The following is a 17,399-nucleotide window of genomic DNA, read 5'->3' as shown; positions in this document are numbered from 1 at the left end:
AACATTGTGCAAAATGCATTGACACATCCACACACAATTATATGCTGATTTCATATATTTTTAAAGACTTTTGTTACAAAAAAAAGTTTTCTTGTAACAAAAGACAAAAAAATGTTACAAAAAATTCTTTATATCATACTTCTTCAAATCAAAGTTTCATTCATGACTTTGCAAGTTTCTATAATTATACAATTGATTTTGTGCCTTTCTAAACAAATCTTCAAAAGTTTTCCCTTCTATAGGACAACTTGCAGCCCCAAATAATAGTGTGACACTTAATAAATCATTCGCTATTTCATTTTGAATATTTTTGATCAATCGACTTGTTATTGTTGACTTTTCATAGCCATTATCAACAGCTACGATAACATATTTATTTTCATCCCACCTCGTAACTACATCACCTTTTCGAACTGTCTTTACAATTGTACGTTCTACTCTTTGGACTAGCTCATCTAACTTTTTTTCTTGCACTGTGTCTTTTAATACATCCCATTCTTTTACGGAAAGAATATACACTGTAATATTACGAGAATCTCTTTCTGATAAAGCAGCTACTTTTCCAAAAAAATCAACGACAAAATCGTTATTTGTCATTCCTCCTATTTCAATATTTACACGCGTATTCGTTCTTTTATCGTACCAATGTCCAAAATAATAGCTTAGTATCATTTGCAATATATAAATAATAAAGACGGTTAAAAATGATCGCGAATCTAGCTTAGCAATTACATCCTGAAGTGCAATCCATTCTGTAACCGCAACTGTGTTCCCAAGTAATAATCCACTAATTTTCCCTTTATGTTTCATACTCTCCCCCTTTTATACCAATATATGTTTCTATAACAATAATGTTTTTCTATAAAATAAAAAATGTACATATTTAATGTACATTTCTACTTAAGCTTGTATACCTTTTCTATTTTATTTCATATATATACTATATATCGTTTTTAGGAAGGAGTGACCTATATGCCTCAAAAAGAAAATCTATTAGATATTATGCGCTTACTAGCTGGCTTTTTGTTATCATTAAAATTACTATTTAACTCTTTCGGAATAAACTTCATTACAAACGATCAAATTGACGCTATAGTAAATGTTATTTCATTTCTATTCATTCTATATTTTGGATACAAAAATAACTATATTGGAAAAAAGGGAGTGGAACAAAAGAAATTACTCAAGAAGCACAATCTTCATTAAAGAAGGAACCTTTCGCACAGGTTCCTTCTTATCATTTTCTCACAACCACTTCATTTGTTTGTAGCGGTCCATATGATACACCTTTATATTGAAATGTATATGTAGCCTGAAATAATGAATTGGGAGGAGCTTTATCTTTATTTGCTTTTATTTGACAAATTAATTCTACCTTTTCATTCGGTGATAAATTATCGATTCGCCACCTTACAAGCTGAAATAAAAACTCACTTATTCCCTTATCTGCTTTTAAAGAGTTTGGGATATACGCGAAATAATCACGAATCATATGACTTACAACTACTCGCGAAATCATTTCAACGCCTTTATTTTCAACTTCAAGTCGAATAATTAGTATGTCATTAACATCATAGATCATCTCATACGAAAATTTTTCTTTATACATACTACGGATTTGCAATGTGACTGCTACATCGGATGCTTCCGTGTCCTTTTTAGAACCATCAATCCACAAAACCGGCTGTAACGGTATAGAATACCTTCCTTGATCCGAAATTCGTTTCCATATTTTCATAATATATTCACCTCATTCCAGATATATCATCTATACAACTGTATTCTGCCTCTCGATGCAATAAACTACACTTAGAAAAAATATTTAGCTTGTTACAAACCATATTAAATTTTTCTTTTCCTTTTATCCTATTCGACAATATAAAGAAAAAACCATTTTTAATAGGTTGACACAGGTTATACTTTATTAAATATTTTTTTACAATTTCCTTCCTTGACTACATAACAAAATAAAGTCTTACCTCTCTCTTTTGGTCAATATAATAAAGTGAAACTTTAATCAGTGGGGTGTCCATCCCCCACTGATTATTAGCTTTCACCAATCGGGCTTTAACGGGCAGTTAAAGCGGGATAAAATAATTTGGCGATAGAAAACATTTGCCTTATAGTCAAATTTGACTATAATATAATCTATGATTTCCATTCTTTATATCATGTAGGCTCAATTTTTATAAATAAAGAGGAAATGAAACAAACTACACACAAAGATTTTTCATGCACTGCATCTAAAAACTTAAGTTAGTGTAATTTTTATTAAAGGAGGGCTACTTTTGGAAGCACAACTATCAAAAAACGAAGCAAGTAAAACAAAATTTGTTGTTGCTGGTTTACTACTTGGTATTCTCATGGCAGCAATGGATAACACAATAGTCGCAACTGCGATGGCAACAATCGTTGGAGACTTAGGAGGGTTCGACAAATTCGTTTGGGTCACATCTGCATATATGGTAGCAACAATGGCCGGTATGCCTATTTTCGGTAAGCTATCTGATATGTACGGACGGAAACGCTTTTTTATTGGTGGACTAATTCTTTTCTTATTCGGTTCTGCACTTTGCGGGACAGCAACAAGTATTGAACAACTAAGTATTTATAGAGCCATTCAAGGAATTGGCGGTGGCGCTCTGATGCCTATCGCATTTACAATTATGTATGATATATTCCCACCTGAAAAACGAGGGAAAATGACAGGTCTATTTGGTGCTGTTTTCGGAACATCCAGTGTTTTCGGGCCTTTATTAGGTGCTTACATTACAGATTATATAAGCTGGCACTGGGTCTTCTATATTAATATTCCATTAGGACTTATTTCCTTCTTCTTCATTACTAAATACTACAACGAGTCTCTAGAATACCGAAAACAAAAAATTGACTGGGCTGGTGCTATTACACTTGTCGTTAGTATCGTTTGCTTAATGTTTGCCCTGGAACTTGGCGGTAAAGAATATGCATGGGACTCTAATGTGATTATTGGTTTATTTTCAACTGTTGTTACTACGCTTATTATCTTCTTCTTCGTAGAAAGAAACGCAACAGAGCCTATTATTTCTTTCCATTTATTTAAAAAACCTTTATTTGCAGCTAGCCAAGGTGTTGCCTTTTTCTATGGCGCCGCTTTTATCATCTGTACAGTTTATATTCCAATCTTCGTTCAAGGTGTTCTCGGTGGTTCAGCCTCAAATGCTGGATTGATTTTGACACCTATGATGGTAGGATCTGTAATCGGAAGTCAAGCTGGCGGACAATTAGCTTCACGAACAAGTTATCGTAACATCATGATAGCATCCGGAGTGTTCTTCGTTCTTGGTATTTATTTACTAAGTACTTTAACAATGGAAACACCTCGTACACTTGTAACAACGTTTATGGTGCTTGCTGGACTTGGAGTTGGATTCTCCTTCTCAGTTTTAAGTATGGCATCTATCCACAAACTAGAAATGAGAGATCGCGGTTCTGCTACATCAACGAACTCATTCTTCCGTTCACTTGGAATGACCCTTGGTGTAACGATTTTCGGTACAATTCAAAATCATGTTTTCACTGATAAATTAAAAGCAGTTTTCCCACCTGAACTAGCAAAAATGGCTCCTAAAGGTGGAGACACAAGCTTTTTATTATCACCAAATGCCGCTGACAAACTACCTCCTGAAGTACTGAGTGGTATTAAGGATGCTCTTGCAACATCTATTGCCAATACATTTTTCTGGGCCCTTATCCCAGCTGTACTAAGTATAATTTGTATTTTATTTATGGGAAATGAACGTCTTTTAACAGGTCCGAAAACGAAGCAAAAACAAAAACAAGTAAGCTAATATAGAAAAATGAAACGGTATATCCCTTTATGAAAGAGGATATACCGTTTATAATATATATAAAGTTTCTATATACAGGAGTTGAGACAGCATGAGCATGAAGTTAGTCATTCTCGGCTTGTTACTCGAAGGAGATAAGCATCCATATGAAGTTCAACATATAATGAAAGAACGACAAATGGATTGTTATATTAAATATGCCAAAGGATCGCTATACTATGCCTTCGAGCAATTAGAAAAACAAGGTGCGATTAGCGTTACCCATATTGTTCGAGATACGAATAGACCAGATAAAAAAATCTTCCATATAACAGGAGAAGGAAAAGCCCTTTTCCACACTTTATTATTAAAACAATTTGAAGCGAAAAATCAAATATATAAACCTATTTATTCTGCGCTCTCTTTCGCTCACTTTAGCGACGAACAAGAACTAGTTCCTATTTTGGAAAAAAAGAGAGATGATACAATGCTATATTTACATACAATGCAAACGATATACGATCATAACAAACAACTAGTCCCTCGTGCTCAACTATATATTCTACAAAGCGTAATTGAGCATATTAACGTTGAGTTACGTTGGCTAAACACACTCTTACAAGATGCTGCTGTAGGTCGTCTTTCAGAAATAGGTGTAGATAATGATTAAGTTTTTCTAGAAGAGGTGCCTCCTCTTCTAGAAAAACTTAACACTATAATTATTCCTCGCAACTCAAAATACCCTCATTTTAATAATAAATAAACACCAAAAAAACTTAATCTTCCGAATAAAAAGAAATAAAAACTTTAGAATTTTCTTATTTTAAAACAGTGGACAAAATTCCGAAAATTGTGTTAGAATTTGTTTCAATATCATATCGCTTGTTAAATTCCTTTCAAAAGGAAAATAGGTACACGAATATTTCACTTCGTGTTTAAAAGGGAAGTTTGGTGAAACTCCAACACGGTCCCGCCACTGTAAATGCTGAGATTTCTTTTTTGTGCCACTGTGAAAACGGGAAGGTGAAAGAAATTATATGAAGCATAAGTCAGGATACCTGCCTATTTTAACAACACTGATAGACTCACGGATGATGATGAGGTGTTAAGAACAAAAAGGAAGGCTTATTTTTCTATGCCTTTATGCTTTTTGTTATAGGTATTTCCGAGTAAACGGAAATGCTTACTTTCAATTAGGGAGGAATTTAAAATGGCAATTCAAACAAGTAACTTAGGTTATCCACGTATCGGACTACAACGAGAGTGGAAAAAAACATTGGAAGCTTTTTGGTCCAATAAAATTGATGAAGAACAATTTTTAACGACAATGAAAGAAATTCGCCTTCAACACGTCAAAGTACAGCAAGAAAAGGGAATTGAATTAATTCCAGTTGGCGATTTTACATATTATGACCACGTTCTGGATACGGCCTACATGTTAGGATTCATCCCGTCACGTTTTTCAGAGTTTACCTCTTACCTTGATGTATATTTTGCAATGGCACGCGGCTCTAAAGATCACGTTGCTTCTGAAATGACAAAATGGTTTAACACAAACTATCATTACATTGTTCCTGAATATGAAGAAGGATTACAAATCTCTTTAAAAGACAATCGTCCTCTTCGTTTATATGAAGAAGCGAAAAAAGAGTTAGGCGTTGATGGAAAACCAGTTATTTTAGGCCCTTATACATTCCTAAAACTAGCAAAAGGTTATAACGAAGAGCAATTTTCCACTATTTTAAAAGAGCTAGTTGCACCTTATGTACAACTATTCTCTGAATTACACGCAGCTGGAGCACAAATTATTCAAGTTGACGAACCAATCTTCGCATCTTTAACAAAAGATGAAATTAATCAAGCGAAAGAACTTTACGAAGCTATTCATAAAGAGGTTCCAAATGCTAATCTTCTTCTACAAACATATTTTGATAGTGTAGAAGAGAACTATGAAGAAATTATTACATTCCCTGTTTCCGGTATTGGATTAGACTTTGTTCATGGCAAAGAAGGTAATGTAAATGCTATTTCAAAATACGGATTCCCAGCTGATAAAATTTTAGCTATCGGTTGTATAGATGGCCGTAACATTTGGAGAGCTGATCTTGATGATGTACTTTCTTTATTTACAACATTACAAAATCAAATCACAGCAAAAGGTTTAATTGTTCAACCTTCTTGTAGCTTATTGCATACTCCAATTGATAAAACGGAAGAAACGCACTTAACAAGTGAATTATTTGATGCACTTGCATTTGCTAATCAAAAATTAGAAGAACTAGTCCTTATCCATTCTGCTCTTACTAAAGGTGTAGAAAGCATCAGTAGCGATTTAACAACATATCGTAATGCACATCATGCAATCCGCTCATCAGCTGCACGTAATCGTGAAGATGTAAAAGTGGCACGTACATCACTTAAAGAAGATGATTTCTCACGTCCTCTTCCATTTGAAAAACGATATGAACTACAGCAAGTAGCTTTACAATTACCGTTGTTACCAACAACAACTATTGGTAGCTTCCCGCAAACATCTGAAGTTCGTCAAACACGTAAACAGTGGCGTAACGGCGATATTACAAATGAACAATATAATCAATTCATTGAAAAAGAAACTGCAAAGTGGATTCGTTACCAAGAAGATATTGGTCTTGATGTACTAGTACATGGTGAATTCGAAAGAACTGACATGGTGGAATATTTTGGAGAAAGACTTGCTGGTTTCTCCTTTACTAAAAACGGATGGGTACAATCATACGGTTCTCGTTGCGTAAAACCACCTGTTATTTATGGTGATGTTGCCTTTATAAGTGGAATGACTATTAAAGAAACTGTATATGCACAAAGCTTAACAGAGAAAGTAGTAAAAGGTATGCTAACTGGACCTGTCACTATTTTAAATTGGTCATTCGTTCGAAATGATATTTCAAGAAAAGAAGTTTCATATCAAATTGCATTAGCACTTCGTCATGAAATTGAATTACTTGAATCTTCCGGAATTAGAGTAATCCAAGTCGATGAACCTGCACTTCGTGAAGGTATGCCGTTAAAAGAAAAAGATTGGGATGCATACATTACATGGGCAGTTCAATCTTTCCTTTTAGCAACATCTTCTGTAGAAAATGAAACACAAATTCATACTCATATGTGTTATAGTAACTTCGAAGATATTGTAGATGCAATCCGAGCGTTAGACGCAGATGTTATTTCTATCGAAACATCAAGAAGTCATGGAGAATTTATTAATACATTAAAGCATACAACATATGAAAAAGGAATTGGTCTAGGGGTATATGATATTCATAGCCCACGTGTCCCAAGTAAAGATGAAATGTTCACAATCGTAGAACAATCTTTACAAGTATGTGACCCTAAATATTTCTGGATTAATCCAGACTGTGGTTTAAAAACACGAAGAACTGAGGAAGTTATACCTGCTTTAGAGCACATGGTTCAGGCAGCAAAAGACGCTCGTTCTCTCCTAAAAACAAACGCATAATAAAAAAACGTGTTATCCTTCAAAAAGGATAACACGTTTTTTTATTCTACACTCTCAAAATAGAAGTCGTATTGTACTTTATACAATTCATCGTCTGATGGCTCTTCAAGAGGAGTTGCCTGCAAGACTATCATATATTCCCCGTTCGGAATAGGAATATGATATTTATTAGAAAGAATACTTGTTATATATACTTCTTCATTCTTCACTGTGAAAGGAACTGATATCGTTCTAACCACTTCTTCTTTCTCAATATGATTTCCACAAGTAACTTCCACTTCACAAGTATAGTCAGAGATTGCTTCAAAAATAATAGCTCCATCCACCTCAGCATAGCCTCTTTCAAAATCTTCAGGAGTCCAATCTACATAAGGCTGCTGACCATCATAGTTCATTATCATTAATTGCGAATATGAAATTGTTAATTCCATAACTATCCCTCTCCTCCACTATGAAATGTATGCCAATTACTATTTCACTTCAAATTTCACACGCGTACCATCTGGATATTTGTCTAGCTTATTCCCTACCCAAGAACCTGCACCGCGGTTATCTGCTGGACTTATATATTCAATATGAGCTCCTTTTCCGCCTTCCTTACACATCGCCATCGGCCATTCATCACGATCATAACCTTTCTTCGTCGGATATGGCGCTAACGATAATTTCCTTCTATCCGCTGCACCATTACGATCAATTGTACACATTTCCGAATGTCCTTCTTTTATAGCATCCGTTATATGTTTCCCGGTCTCTGGATATCGTTCTTTCGGGAACTCTAGAATTTGATCATACGTAGTTGTTTTTTTAGTACTTGTCTCCTCTGGCACAAGTACTTCATATACCGCTACCAAAAGAGAAAGAATTGCAATAATTGAAATGATAATACCTTTAAATTGCTTCATGTGTACCTCCGTGTTCCTACCAATTTCTTTTCCTCAGTTATTATAACAAACTTCTTCTATGTATGTTTTCAGACATTATTTTAGCTCTTCCTCTCCATTCCGCCAAAAACATTCATTTTTCTTCATCTTTTCACTAATGCTGTAGAAAACTAATAACCTTCCGACATTCTTTTTCAAAGGAAGTCCTCATAAAAGGTTGAAATGATATATACGATACTTTTTGGGGAGGAACTATCATGGAAGCTATTTATAAAACGAAAGATGTTACAAATAAAACAGGTATCCCAAAACATATAGTCCGAAAATATAGCCAACTCTTAGAGGAACACGGTTATATCATTTCAAAAACAGCTGATGCTCGTATTTATAAATTGGATGATTTAAAACTATTGAAATCTATACATGAAAGAGCTGCTACATTACAAGAGGACATTTCAGAAACAATACCTATTATTTTAAAAGAAAAAGAAGCCCCACCTGTACCTGTTATTCAAGATAAACAAGAAGTGCAACCAAAAGAAGATGGGCGTAACTTTGAGGAGTTCATGCTAAAACTTGAAATGCTTGCTCAATTAAATGAAGCAATTATTCATCAAAACTCTACTCTCATTACACAAAATCGTTTAAAAGACGAGAAATTAGATGAACTAATGCAACAAGTTTATGTAAAAGAAGGCTCACAAGAAAAAATGTTACAAGATCTAGTTGTTCACGCCGCTCAAACAGATGCACTCCAAAAAGAAAAGATGGACTTATTAATGAATCATATGTATAAGCGAGAATCCAAACAAGAAGAAAAAATGAATAAACTTGTCAATCAAATTTACAATAAAGACAGCAACCGTGATACACAACTTATGCAAGTTATTCGTGAAATTCAAGAAACAAAAAGATTAGTCGCCGCCTCAAAAGAGCAAAGCTTCTTTCAATCATTTAAAAGTTTATTCGTTCGAACAAAACAAGAAAAAATAAATGAATGAAATTTTGTATCTTTTTCTAATGCACGATAAAATAAAAAGTTACCTTCTATCGGTAACTTTTATTCCTTATATCGTACAGCTGGCAATATAATAATAGCTTCAGTTCCTTTTCCGCTTTCACTTTTATATTCCAATGTACCATTATGCGCTTGTAAAATACTAAATGTTACCATAAGGCCTAATCCTGTTCCTTTTTCTTTTAAAGAATAATACGGTTGTCCAAGCCTTACTAACTGTTCTTTTGTCATTCCAACACCACTATCTTTAACTCTTATTATTATCAATTCATCTTTTTGAATAGCTGTTACTTTTAAATACCCTTTGTTTCCTTGAATTGCTTCAATACCGTTTTTAACAACATTCATAATAGCTTGCTTCAATTTCGTCTTATCACCGATAGTATAAAGGCTCTCAGAAATCTCAACTTGCAAATAAACGCCCTGCATCGCTGCAAATGACGACATAAGAGTTGTCATTTCAATTAATTGTGCTGATAAACAAATATGTTCTTTTTTTTCAATTTGAGGCCTTGCTAAATTTAAATAATCTGAAATAATCTGTTCAGCACGATCCAGCTCAGCTAATACGAGACGCATATAATCTTTGTTTTTTACGTCTTCCGTACTCTCTAACAATTGAATAAACCCTCGTACAACAGTGAGAGGGTTTCGAACTTCATGTGCGACACTTGCAGCTAACTCACTTACAATATTAAGTTTTTCTGATTTTTGCATTTCTGTACGCAATAATGCATTTTCGTTTAAATACTCAGTCAAATACACTTGAAATACCATTGTCATAACCATAATAAGTGATGCAAATATATACCCACTATATAGATTAGATATGTACGGTGTAAAACCTGTTTCTAAAAGGACATTCAACATCCCGACTACTAATGAAACAAGAACATAAAATGATGCAATCATAAAAGCTAATATTAGCTTCTTATCTCTTGAAAAAAGAGACCATTTCTTTGACAAAAATAATGGAATTATCGAAAGAAATATAACTTCTACCATAGGCAACCAACTAAGCCCCTTAAAAATCCATTCATATGCAACATAAATAATGGCAGGGATGAGCCCAACAATCCCACCATATAAAAAACCACTAACAATTGGGACTGGATGAAAATTGTATCCGCAAACGGTACCAAAACAAATAGAGTATGTCATGGAGAGAACGAGTGTAACGCTAGATAAAAACATAATAAAGTAGCGATTAGGCTTCGGAAGCATTCCTTGATAACGATTTAAACGAATCGCTTCATATAAAAATAGTGGTAAAATAATGATGGCAATTTGGATCATTAAATCACGAATCAGCTCCATAGCCTCTCATCCCCTATATGTATTTTGATATGATTATATCATTTTATAAGTCTATTTGTTTCAAAATTTTGATTTTTCTTAACATCTTTGTTAATTATTTGTTAACAACTAATAATAAATGTTACAAATTTCCGAAATGATTGTAAACCCTGTACCAAATTTCCTTCGTGCAGTATACAATGAATACGGATTACAAAGAAAATAAAAAACACTTCACTAGACGGACAACTATCGCAAAATACAGCATATAATCCATACTATCTATGTTTACAAATAAGTGATCATTACTTTAGTAGGAGGAAGATAAATATGGCGGGTACTACGCTTGTTTTAAAAGAAGAAAATTTGGTTGTGCTAGAAAACGTTGAAAAATCAGTATACGAAGAATTGCAACATAAAGCAGGGGACGAAGACTGTACATGTGCTGTAAATGAATCCGTTGTCCATCTTGGCAAAGTATCTTCCGTACTTTGGAACGAAGATGAAATAGATTGGGAATACGGTTATTAAAAAGTCGCTTGCAGCGGCTTTTTTTGTGTTTATGCTTAAGTGAAACTTTAATTAACTCACACAGCTTATACTCTTATAGACCTTTGAACCCTCACATAATTTCTTACTTCCACTGAATTTTAAGATGCGATTCTTATCTTTCACAAATAGCGGGGGAAATTTTATAAACAAAGCGTAATAGTTGAAAATATGATAAAATGGACTTAATTTTCAAACGGAAGAAAGGGAGATACAATGGAACAATTCATTAATCCTAGAGTGAAGGACATCCAAATTTCTGGAATCCGTCAGTTCTCTAATATGATTCAAAACTATGATAATCTTATCTCTTTAACAATTGGGCAACCCGATTTCCCTACACCTTCTCTAGTAAAAGAAGCAGCTAAACGGGCCATTACAGAAAATTATACAAGCTATACACATAACGCTGGTTTACTAGAATTACGCAAGGCAGCTTGTAACTTTGTAAAGGACAACTACAATTTACATTATTCACCTGAAAACGAAACCATTGTTACAATCGGTGCTAGTGAAGCGATCGATGTTGCATTCCGAACTATATTAGAACCAGGAACGGAAGTAATTTTACCTGCTCCTATTTACCCTGGTTACGAGCCGATTATTCGACTATGTGGTGCAACTCCTATTTTTATAGATGTTCGCGAAACAGGATTTCGTTTAACAGCTGAAGCATTGCAACATGCAATTACAGAACGAACAAGATGCGTCGTTTTACCGTATCCTTCTAATCCAACTGGTGTTACCTTATCAAAAGAAGAATTAGAAGATATTGTATCTATCTTAAAAGATAAAAATATTTTCGTTCTTTCTGATGAAATTTATAGTGAACTTGTATATGAAGAAAAACACACATCTATCGCTCATTTCCCAGAAATGCGTGATAAGACGATTGTCATTAACGGCTTATCCAAATCACATTCTATGACCGGCTGGCGTATCGGACTTTTATTTGCTCCAGAATATTTAGCAAAACACATATTAAAAGTTCATCAATACAATGTTACATGTGCTACTTCAATCGCTCAGTATGCTGCAATCGAAGCTTTAACAGCTGCTAAAGATGCCCCGAAGATGATGCGCTATCAATACAAAAAACGCCGTGATTACGTGTATAATAGACTCATTCAAATGGGTTTAACGGTTGAGAAGCCAACAGGTGCATTTTATTTATTCCCATATGTTGGACATTTAACATCTTCATCATTTGATTTTGCACTTGATCTTGTAAAAGAAGCTGGGCTAGCCGTTGTTCCTGGAACCGCATTTTCCGAATACGGTGAAGGCTACCTTCGCCTTTCCTATGCTTACAGTATCGAAACTTTAAAAGAAGGCTGTGACCGTTTAGAAGCCTTTCTAAAGAAAAAAGCTAAGAGTTAAACTCTTAGCTTTTTGTTGCATAATGATCACAAGTTTGACGCTTCAATAATTTATGCGGAATAATAATGCATTTTGAAGTAGATTCAGAATGCTCCACCTTATCAACTAAAGCTTTTGCCGCTTCATACCCTAATTGATAAATATTCACATCAACTGTCGAAAGTGGTGGACTAGCAATTTCTGATAATAAAGCATTGTTAAAGCTTACAATCGAAACATCTTTCGGTACAACAAATCCTTTTTTAGAAAGCGCACTTAACACGCCAAGTCCAATTAAATCATCCGTTGCCATAATTGCCGTCGGTGGTTGCTTTAGTCCCATTAATTCCTCAACAGCCTGTTGACCACTCTCTCTTGAAAAATCAAAGTGTAAAATATACTCTTTCGGCAATAGAATATCTGCTAGTTTCAAAGCATCACTCATCCCCGCCAAACGATCTCTCGTTACAAGTAAATCTGATCCACCGCCGATGAATGCGATTTGTTTATGGCCTAATGAAATCAAATATTCCGCTACTTCTCTTGCAGCTGTATAATTGTCATTATCTACATATGTAATTTCATCTTTTCGATCATATGGTTTTCCAATTAAAACAAACGGGAAGTTTTGGTCATGCAAGTATTGAATAATCCGATCGTTCTCTCTTGAATATAAAAGAATAATACCACCGATTTGACGCCCTTGTACCATTTTTACAACACCATTAAAAATTTCATCTTCCGTTTCACCAGTCGACATATAAAGCGCATACCCTTCCACATGTGCAAATGAACTAATTCCTCTTATAACTTCTGGGAAAAACGGATTTTGAAAAGCTTTACTTGCAGAACTCGGCATAACAAGACCAAGTGTCTTCGTCGTTTGGTTCGCAAGGTTTCTTGCATTTAAATTTGGATGATACCCTAATTCACTCATTACTTTTCGAACACGGCGCTTTGTCTTTTCACTTATACTTGGATTATCAGCAATTACACGAGAAACAGTTGATGGTGCTACGTTCGCCTTCTTCGCCACATCTTTAATTGTAACTGTCATAAAAATCCCCTCCTTTCACTTCTCTGCCATTTTCATATATTTTATCTTGCACCCGTTGCAAGTCATAGGAGAAGTCATAAACTGTCATTTATTTATTCTATCTTGCAAAACTTATCATATTCTCCCTCTCCATGTATTGTAAGGGATATAGCTCTTTTTTCCTATACTATAATATACTATTTATTTCACTTCTTTTCATATGCGATGTCAAATCTCTTTTCATCTCTCTATAATTTTTTTATAGAGAGATGAAAAGAAAAATGGGACATAATGTCCCATTTCTCATCCTTTCGTACCTCCAGCTGTTAAACCAGAAATAAAGTATTTTTGTAGTGATAAGAATAAAATCGAAATCGGGATTGCAATTAATACTGAACCCGCTGCAAACGTCGTAAATTCATTACCAAATTTTTTCGCTACCATTTCATATAATCCAACTGCTAAAGTGTAATTTTCCGGCGTGCGTAAAATAATACTTGCTAAAATGAAATCTGTAAATGGACCGATGAAAGTGAATAATGCTACAACCGCTACGATTGGCTTTGCAAGCGGCATAATGATTTGCCAAAAAATACGGAAGTGTCCTGCTCCATCCATGCGGGCTGACTCATCCAACTCTTTCGGAATCGTATCAAAATACCCTTTCATAAGCCAAGTATTCATTGGAATTGCTCCACCTACATAAATTAAAATTAATGCAAGATGTGTATCAATTAATCCTGTTAACTGCGCTAATACATATAGTGCGATTAACGCTGCAAAGTTCGGAATCATTTGTAGAATTAAAAATGTTAATAAACCATTTTTTCTTCCGACAAAACGATATCTCGAAAATGCATAAGCAGTAAAGCTAATTGCTAACACCGAAAAAATCATCGTCATAACACTAACTTTTAACGTATTTTTATACCAAAGTAAGTAATTACTTGAATCAAGATCAAGTAGCTTACGATAATGATCTAACGTAGCATTTTTTGGAATAATGCTAGAACCAGACAAACTATCTCCTGGATTAAACGATGAACCAATAATCCATAGTAATGGATAGAAAATAATCGCACACATTATGAAGATAACCAAATAACTTAATGAAAGACGTAACATCTTTTGTCGTTTAATATTCATTTACATCATATCCTCTTCTTGGAATGATTTTGTTCTCTTAAATTGCCATAACGCAACTGTAATAACGATTAACGATAAAATCATTGTAAGAGCTGCTGCTTTTCCGTACTGCGCTGAAGTCATCGTTAACTTATAAATCCATGAAATTAAAATATCCGTTCCACCTGCATCTTGCCCCGCTACAGCAGGACCTCCGCCGTTAAATAGATAAATGATACTAAAGTTATTAAAGTTAAACGTATATTGTGTAATTAAAATTGGTGCTGTTGCGTATAAAACAAGTGGCAATGTAATTTTGCGGAACTGTTGCCAAGCAGTTGCTCCATCTACTGTAGCAGCTTCATATAATTCTCCTGGAATCGATTGCAATATACCTGTTGTCATTGCAAAGACGAATGGGAAACCGAGCCACGTTTGGATCATAATTAAAGCAATCTTCGCCCAAAACGGATCTGTCATCCAAGCAATCTTTTCAATCCCGAATAAAGCTAATACTTGATTATTAATTGCTCCAAATGTTTCATTAAACATACCCGAGAAGACAAGAATAGATACGAATGCTGGAACAGCCCACGGTAAAATGAAGATTGTTCGAATAATTGCCTTACCTTTAATACCAGGCTGATTTACGATAATTGCTAAGAAAATACCTAGTGCAACTTGTAATGTTGTTGCAACAAATGTCCAAATGACAGTCCAAGAAAATACACTTAAAAATGTCTCTCTCCACATTGGTAATGTGAAAATATCAATAAAGTTTTTAAAGCCCACCCAATCTACTAATTTAGCTGGAGGAGAGTGATATAAGTCATAATTCGTAAATCCAATTAAAATTACAAAAATGATTGGAAATACAACTACAAAGATAAGTAATAGAAATCCTGGTGAAACCATTAAATATGGAAAACCTTGATCTAATAAGTTACGGTATTGCTCTTTTACTGAGTTTAATGGTGTTCCTATATCACGTTTCTTCCCATTTTGGTATGCATCATATAAGTTAAATCCATATATTCCTAGTCCAAACACTATGACGATAAGTGCCAAAATTCCTTCTACTAATAGAAAGACAGAATGGTCACGTGGAACTTCTGTACCGAGTGTTACAATTCCCCATAATCCCATATTTAATAAATCAGCAAATGCTACAATAAATGAACCTGTTAATACTAGAAAAATAAGGCCTTTTACAAATTGTTTATTATACATTTGGCCTATGCCTGGAATGATTGATAACATGGTTGCCATTTTCCTATGTTTTGAACCTTTTAAGCCGTTTGCTGGTTCCATAGATGTTTGCATGTTCCTTCCCCCTTTTTTCTGGGAGAGAATTCGTGCCTCTTATAGTAGAGGCACGAATTTCACCTTATTTTTTATTACTATGATTTGCCTCAATATTTCCTTTAATTTGTTTCACTGCACTATCAAGAGCGGATTTTGGTGCCTCTTTATCTGTAACAACTAACTGAAGCGCGTCTCCAGCTGGTTTCCATACTTCTTGCATTTCTGGAATATTCGGCATTGGAATTCCATTTTCTGATTGAGTTGCAACTGCTTTTGCAGCTTCATTATCTTTAATAATTGGATCTTCCATTACTGATTTTACTGGAGGAATCTCTTTTGTCTTCTCAAATCTAATTTTTGCGTTTTCTTCATTTGTTACCCACTCAGTGAATTTTGTAGCTAAATCATTTTGTTTAGAGAAGCTTGTTACATGCCATCCTTTTACCCCAACAAATGTTTTCATCGGTTGACCATTTGGTAATTTTGGCATTGGAGCAACACCATAATCAATTCCGTTCTTTTCCATCGCTTGGAACGCCCACGGTCCGTTCATAATAGATGCTGCTTTTCCTTCATTGAATAATCCATCAGCAGCAGGGCCACCAGACTCACCGATAATACCTTTCGGGAATAACTTTTCTTTGTACCATTTTTGAAGATATTCAGCCCCTTGTACTGCTCCGCTATTATTTAATCCAACATCACTTGCATTTGGCTTTCCGTCTTTCTCACCAAATACATATCCGCCCATACCTGCCATAAACGCGTTAGCAAAGTAGAAGTTATCTCCTAATGTTAAAAATCCGTACTTGCCATCCTTCGTAAAGTCTTTTGAGAAGTTAAATAGCTCGTCCATCGTTTCTGGAGCTTTTTGCATTAATTTTTTATTGTAAATAAAAATTGGTGTTTCAATTGCTTTTGGTAAACCATATAATTTCCCGTTGTATGTTTGTGCCTTTATTGATAAGTCAGTAAATTTACTCTTCACAGCATCATCTGCTTTTACTTCAGAAAGTAAGCCTTCTGTTACTGCATTTCCGATTTGATCGTGTGGCAATGTTACAACATCTGGTCCCGTCCCCGCTGGTCCATCAAGACGTAACTTTTTCACTTGATCTGTCATTTGCATTTCAACAACTTTTACTTTTACTTTATATTTTTCCTCAAAGCTTTTCACTGCTGGTTCTAAACCAACACCTTTTTTATCATCTTCCCAAACGAGAAGATCATAATCTTTCTTCTCTTTACTTGCTTCTTTTTTCCCTGAATCTTTCGGTCCACATGCAGATAACATACCGATTGACAATGCTGAAATCGTTAATAGTGATAATGCTTTCTTCATCCCAAAAAACCTCCCTAAATTGTCTATGTACTCCAGAAGTTGAAAACGTTTGCATTGAATGGTTTAATAGAAGCGCAAACAATATCTCAATCTATGAAAACGTTTGCGCTATTTGTCTATCATTATACATTCTTTTATTCATTTTGCAAATATTAATTTTCAAAATAATCTCCTCAT

Annotated in this window: 16 protein-coding genes and 1 riboswitch; of the genes, 7 read left to right on the top strand and 9 right to left on the bottom strand. The window is 34.5% G+C overall.

From position 1 onward, the window contains the following. Positions 1-156: 156 nt before the first annotated feature. Positions 157-810, bottom strand: a complete 654-nt coding sequence (locus tag MR155_RS02730; RefSeq protein ID WP_242307857.1) for a diguanylate cyclase domain-containing protein — start codon at positions 808-810, stop codon at positions 157-159. 162 nt (positions 811-972) lie between these two features. Between MR155_RS02730 and MR155_RS02725 the strand changes: the two genes are divergently transcribed. Then, entirely contained in the window at positions 973-1,206 is a 234-nt protein-coding gene (locus MR155_RS02725) for a phage holin (protein WP_002014824.1), read from the top strand. A gap of 31 nt (positions 1,207-1,237) precedes the next feature. On the opposite strand, the gene MR155_RS02720 is transcribed toward MR155_RS02725, so the two are convergent. Continuing rightward, positions 1,238-1,738, bottom strand: a complete 501-nt coding sequence (locus MR155_RS02720; protein WP_002033821.1) for a hypothetical protein — start codon at positions 1,736-1,738, stop codon at positions 1,238-1,240. 550 nt (positions 1,739-2,288) lie between these two features. Between MR155_RS02720 and MR155_RS02715 the strand changes: the two genes are divergently transcribed. The 3 genes from MR155_RS02715 to metE all read left to right on the top strand — a co-directional run bounded on the left by MR155_RS02715 (position 2,289) and on the right by metE (position 7,308). Then, complete coding sequence (locus tag MR155_RS02715; protein WP_219303452.1) at positions 2,289-3,830, top strand: MDR family MFS transporter; 1,542 nt, start codon at positions 2,289-2,291, stop codon at positions 3,828-3,830. Positions 3,831-3,921: 91 nt separating this feature from the next. Further along, positions 3,922-4,479, top strand: coding sequence for a PadR family transcriptional regulator (locus tag MR155_RS02710; protein ID WP_113937171.1), 558 nt, complete (start codon positions 3,922-3,924; stop codon positions 4,477-4,479). Between the two features lie 222 nt (positions 4,480-4,701). Next, a riboswitch (cobalamin riboswitch) is annotated at positions 4,702-4,889 on the top strand. Between the two features lie 130 nt (positions 4,890-5,019). After that, positions 5,020-7,308, top strand: coding sequence for a 5-methyltetrahydropteroyltriglutamate--homocysteine S-methyltransferase (gene metE, locus MR155_RS02705; protein WP_242307844.1), 2,289 nt, complete (start codon positions 5,020-5,022; stop codon positions 7,306-7,308). A gap of 41 nt (positions 7,309-7,349) precedes the next feature. Here the strand turns inward: metE and comJ are convergent, their stop codons facing one another. Together comJ and nucA are read right to left on the bottom strand one after the other, a co-directional pair. Beyond that, positions 7,350-7,739 (bottom strand): competence protein ComJ, encoded by a 390-nt coding sequence (gene comJ / locus MR155_RS02700; protein ID WP_002088359.1) that lies wholly within the window; start codon positions 7,737-7,739, stop codon positions 7,350-7,352. Positions 7,740-7,778: 39 nt separating this feature from the next. Then, positions 7,779-8,213, bottom strand: coding sequence for a DNA-entry nuclease (nucA, locus tag MR155_RS02695; protein ID WP_002014817.1), 435 nt, complete (start codon positions 8,211-8,213; stop codon positions 7,779-7,781). Between the two features lie 236 nt (positions 8,214-8,449). Between nucA and MR155_RS02690 the strand changes: the two genes are divergently transcribed. Then, entirely contained in the window at positions 8,450-9,193 is a 744-nt protein-coding gene (locus MR155_RS02690; protein WP_002014816.1) for a DUF3967 domain-containing protein, read from the top strand. Positions 9,194-9,252: 59 nt separating this feature from the next. Here the strand turns inward: MR155_RS02690 and MR155_RS02685 are convergent, their stop codons facing one another. Further along, complete coding sequence (locus tag MR155_RS02685; RefSeq protein ID WP_002014814.1) at positions 9,253-10,527, bottom strand: sensor histidine kinase; 1,275 nt, start codon at positions 10,525-10,527, stop codon at positions 9,253-9,255. A 309-nt stretch (positions 10,528-10,836) separates the two neighbouring features. Here MR155_RS02685 and MR155_RS02680 point away from each other — a divergent pair, with 309 nt between their 5' ends. Then, positions 10,837-11,037, top strand: a complete 201-nt coding sequence (locus tag MR155_RS02680; RefSeq protein ID WP_000929276.1) for a hypothetical protein — start codon at positions 10,837-10,839, stop codon at positions 11,035-11,037. Between the two features lie 234 nt (positions 11,038-11,271). Continuing rightward, positions 11,272-12,435, top strand: a complete 1,164-nt coding sequence (locus MR155_RS02675) for an aminotransferase A (RefSeq protein ID WP_219303456.1) — start codon at positions 11,272-11,274, stop codon at positions 12,433-12,435. A 4-nt stretch (positions 12,436-12,439) separates the two neighbouring features. Here the strand turns inward: MR155_RS02675 and malR are convergent, their stop codons facing one another. The 4 genes from malR to MR155_RS02655 form a co-directional block, all read right to left on the bottom strand. Beyond that, positions 12,440-13,471 carry a maltose operon transcriptional repressor MalR gene (gene malR, locus MR155_RS02670; protein ID WP_002014809.1) on the bottom strand — a complete coding sequence of 344 codons (1,032 nt, stop codon included), beginning with the start codon at positions 13,469-13,471 and terminating at the stop codon, positions 12,440-12,442. Between the two features lie 282 nt (positions 13,472-13,753). Next, on the bottom strand, positions 13,754-14,596 hold the full coding sequence (gene malD, locus MR155_RS02665) for a maltosaccharide ABC transporter permease MalD (protein ID WP_002088365.1): 843 nt from the start codon (positions 14,594-14,596) through the stop codon (positions 13,754-13,756). Then, a complete protein-coding gene (gene malC / locus MR155_RS02660; protein ID WP_113937166.1) occupies positions 14,597-15,898 on the bottom strand; it encodes a maltosaccharide ABC transporter permease MalC in 1,302 nt (433 codons plus the stop codon). Positions 15,899-15,962: 64 nt separating this feature from the next. Then, positions 15,963-17,222, bottom strand: coding sequence for an extracellular solute-binding protein (locus MR155_RS02655; protein ID WP_242307834.1), 1,260 nt, complete (start codon positions 17,220-17,222; stop codon positions 15,963-15,965). Positions 17,223-17,399 lie beyond the last annotated feature (177 nt).

This window comes from Bacillus cereus group sp. BfR-BA-01331 (assembly GCF_022663915.1).
Lineage (GTDB): Bacteria > Bacillota > Bacilli > Bacillales > Bacillaceae_G > Bacillus_A > Bacillus_A mycoides.
The sequence above is the reverse complement of the archived record's forward strand: the minus strand, read 5'-3'. Positions and strand labels throughout refer to the sequence as shown.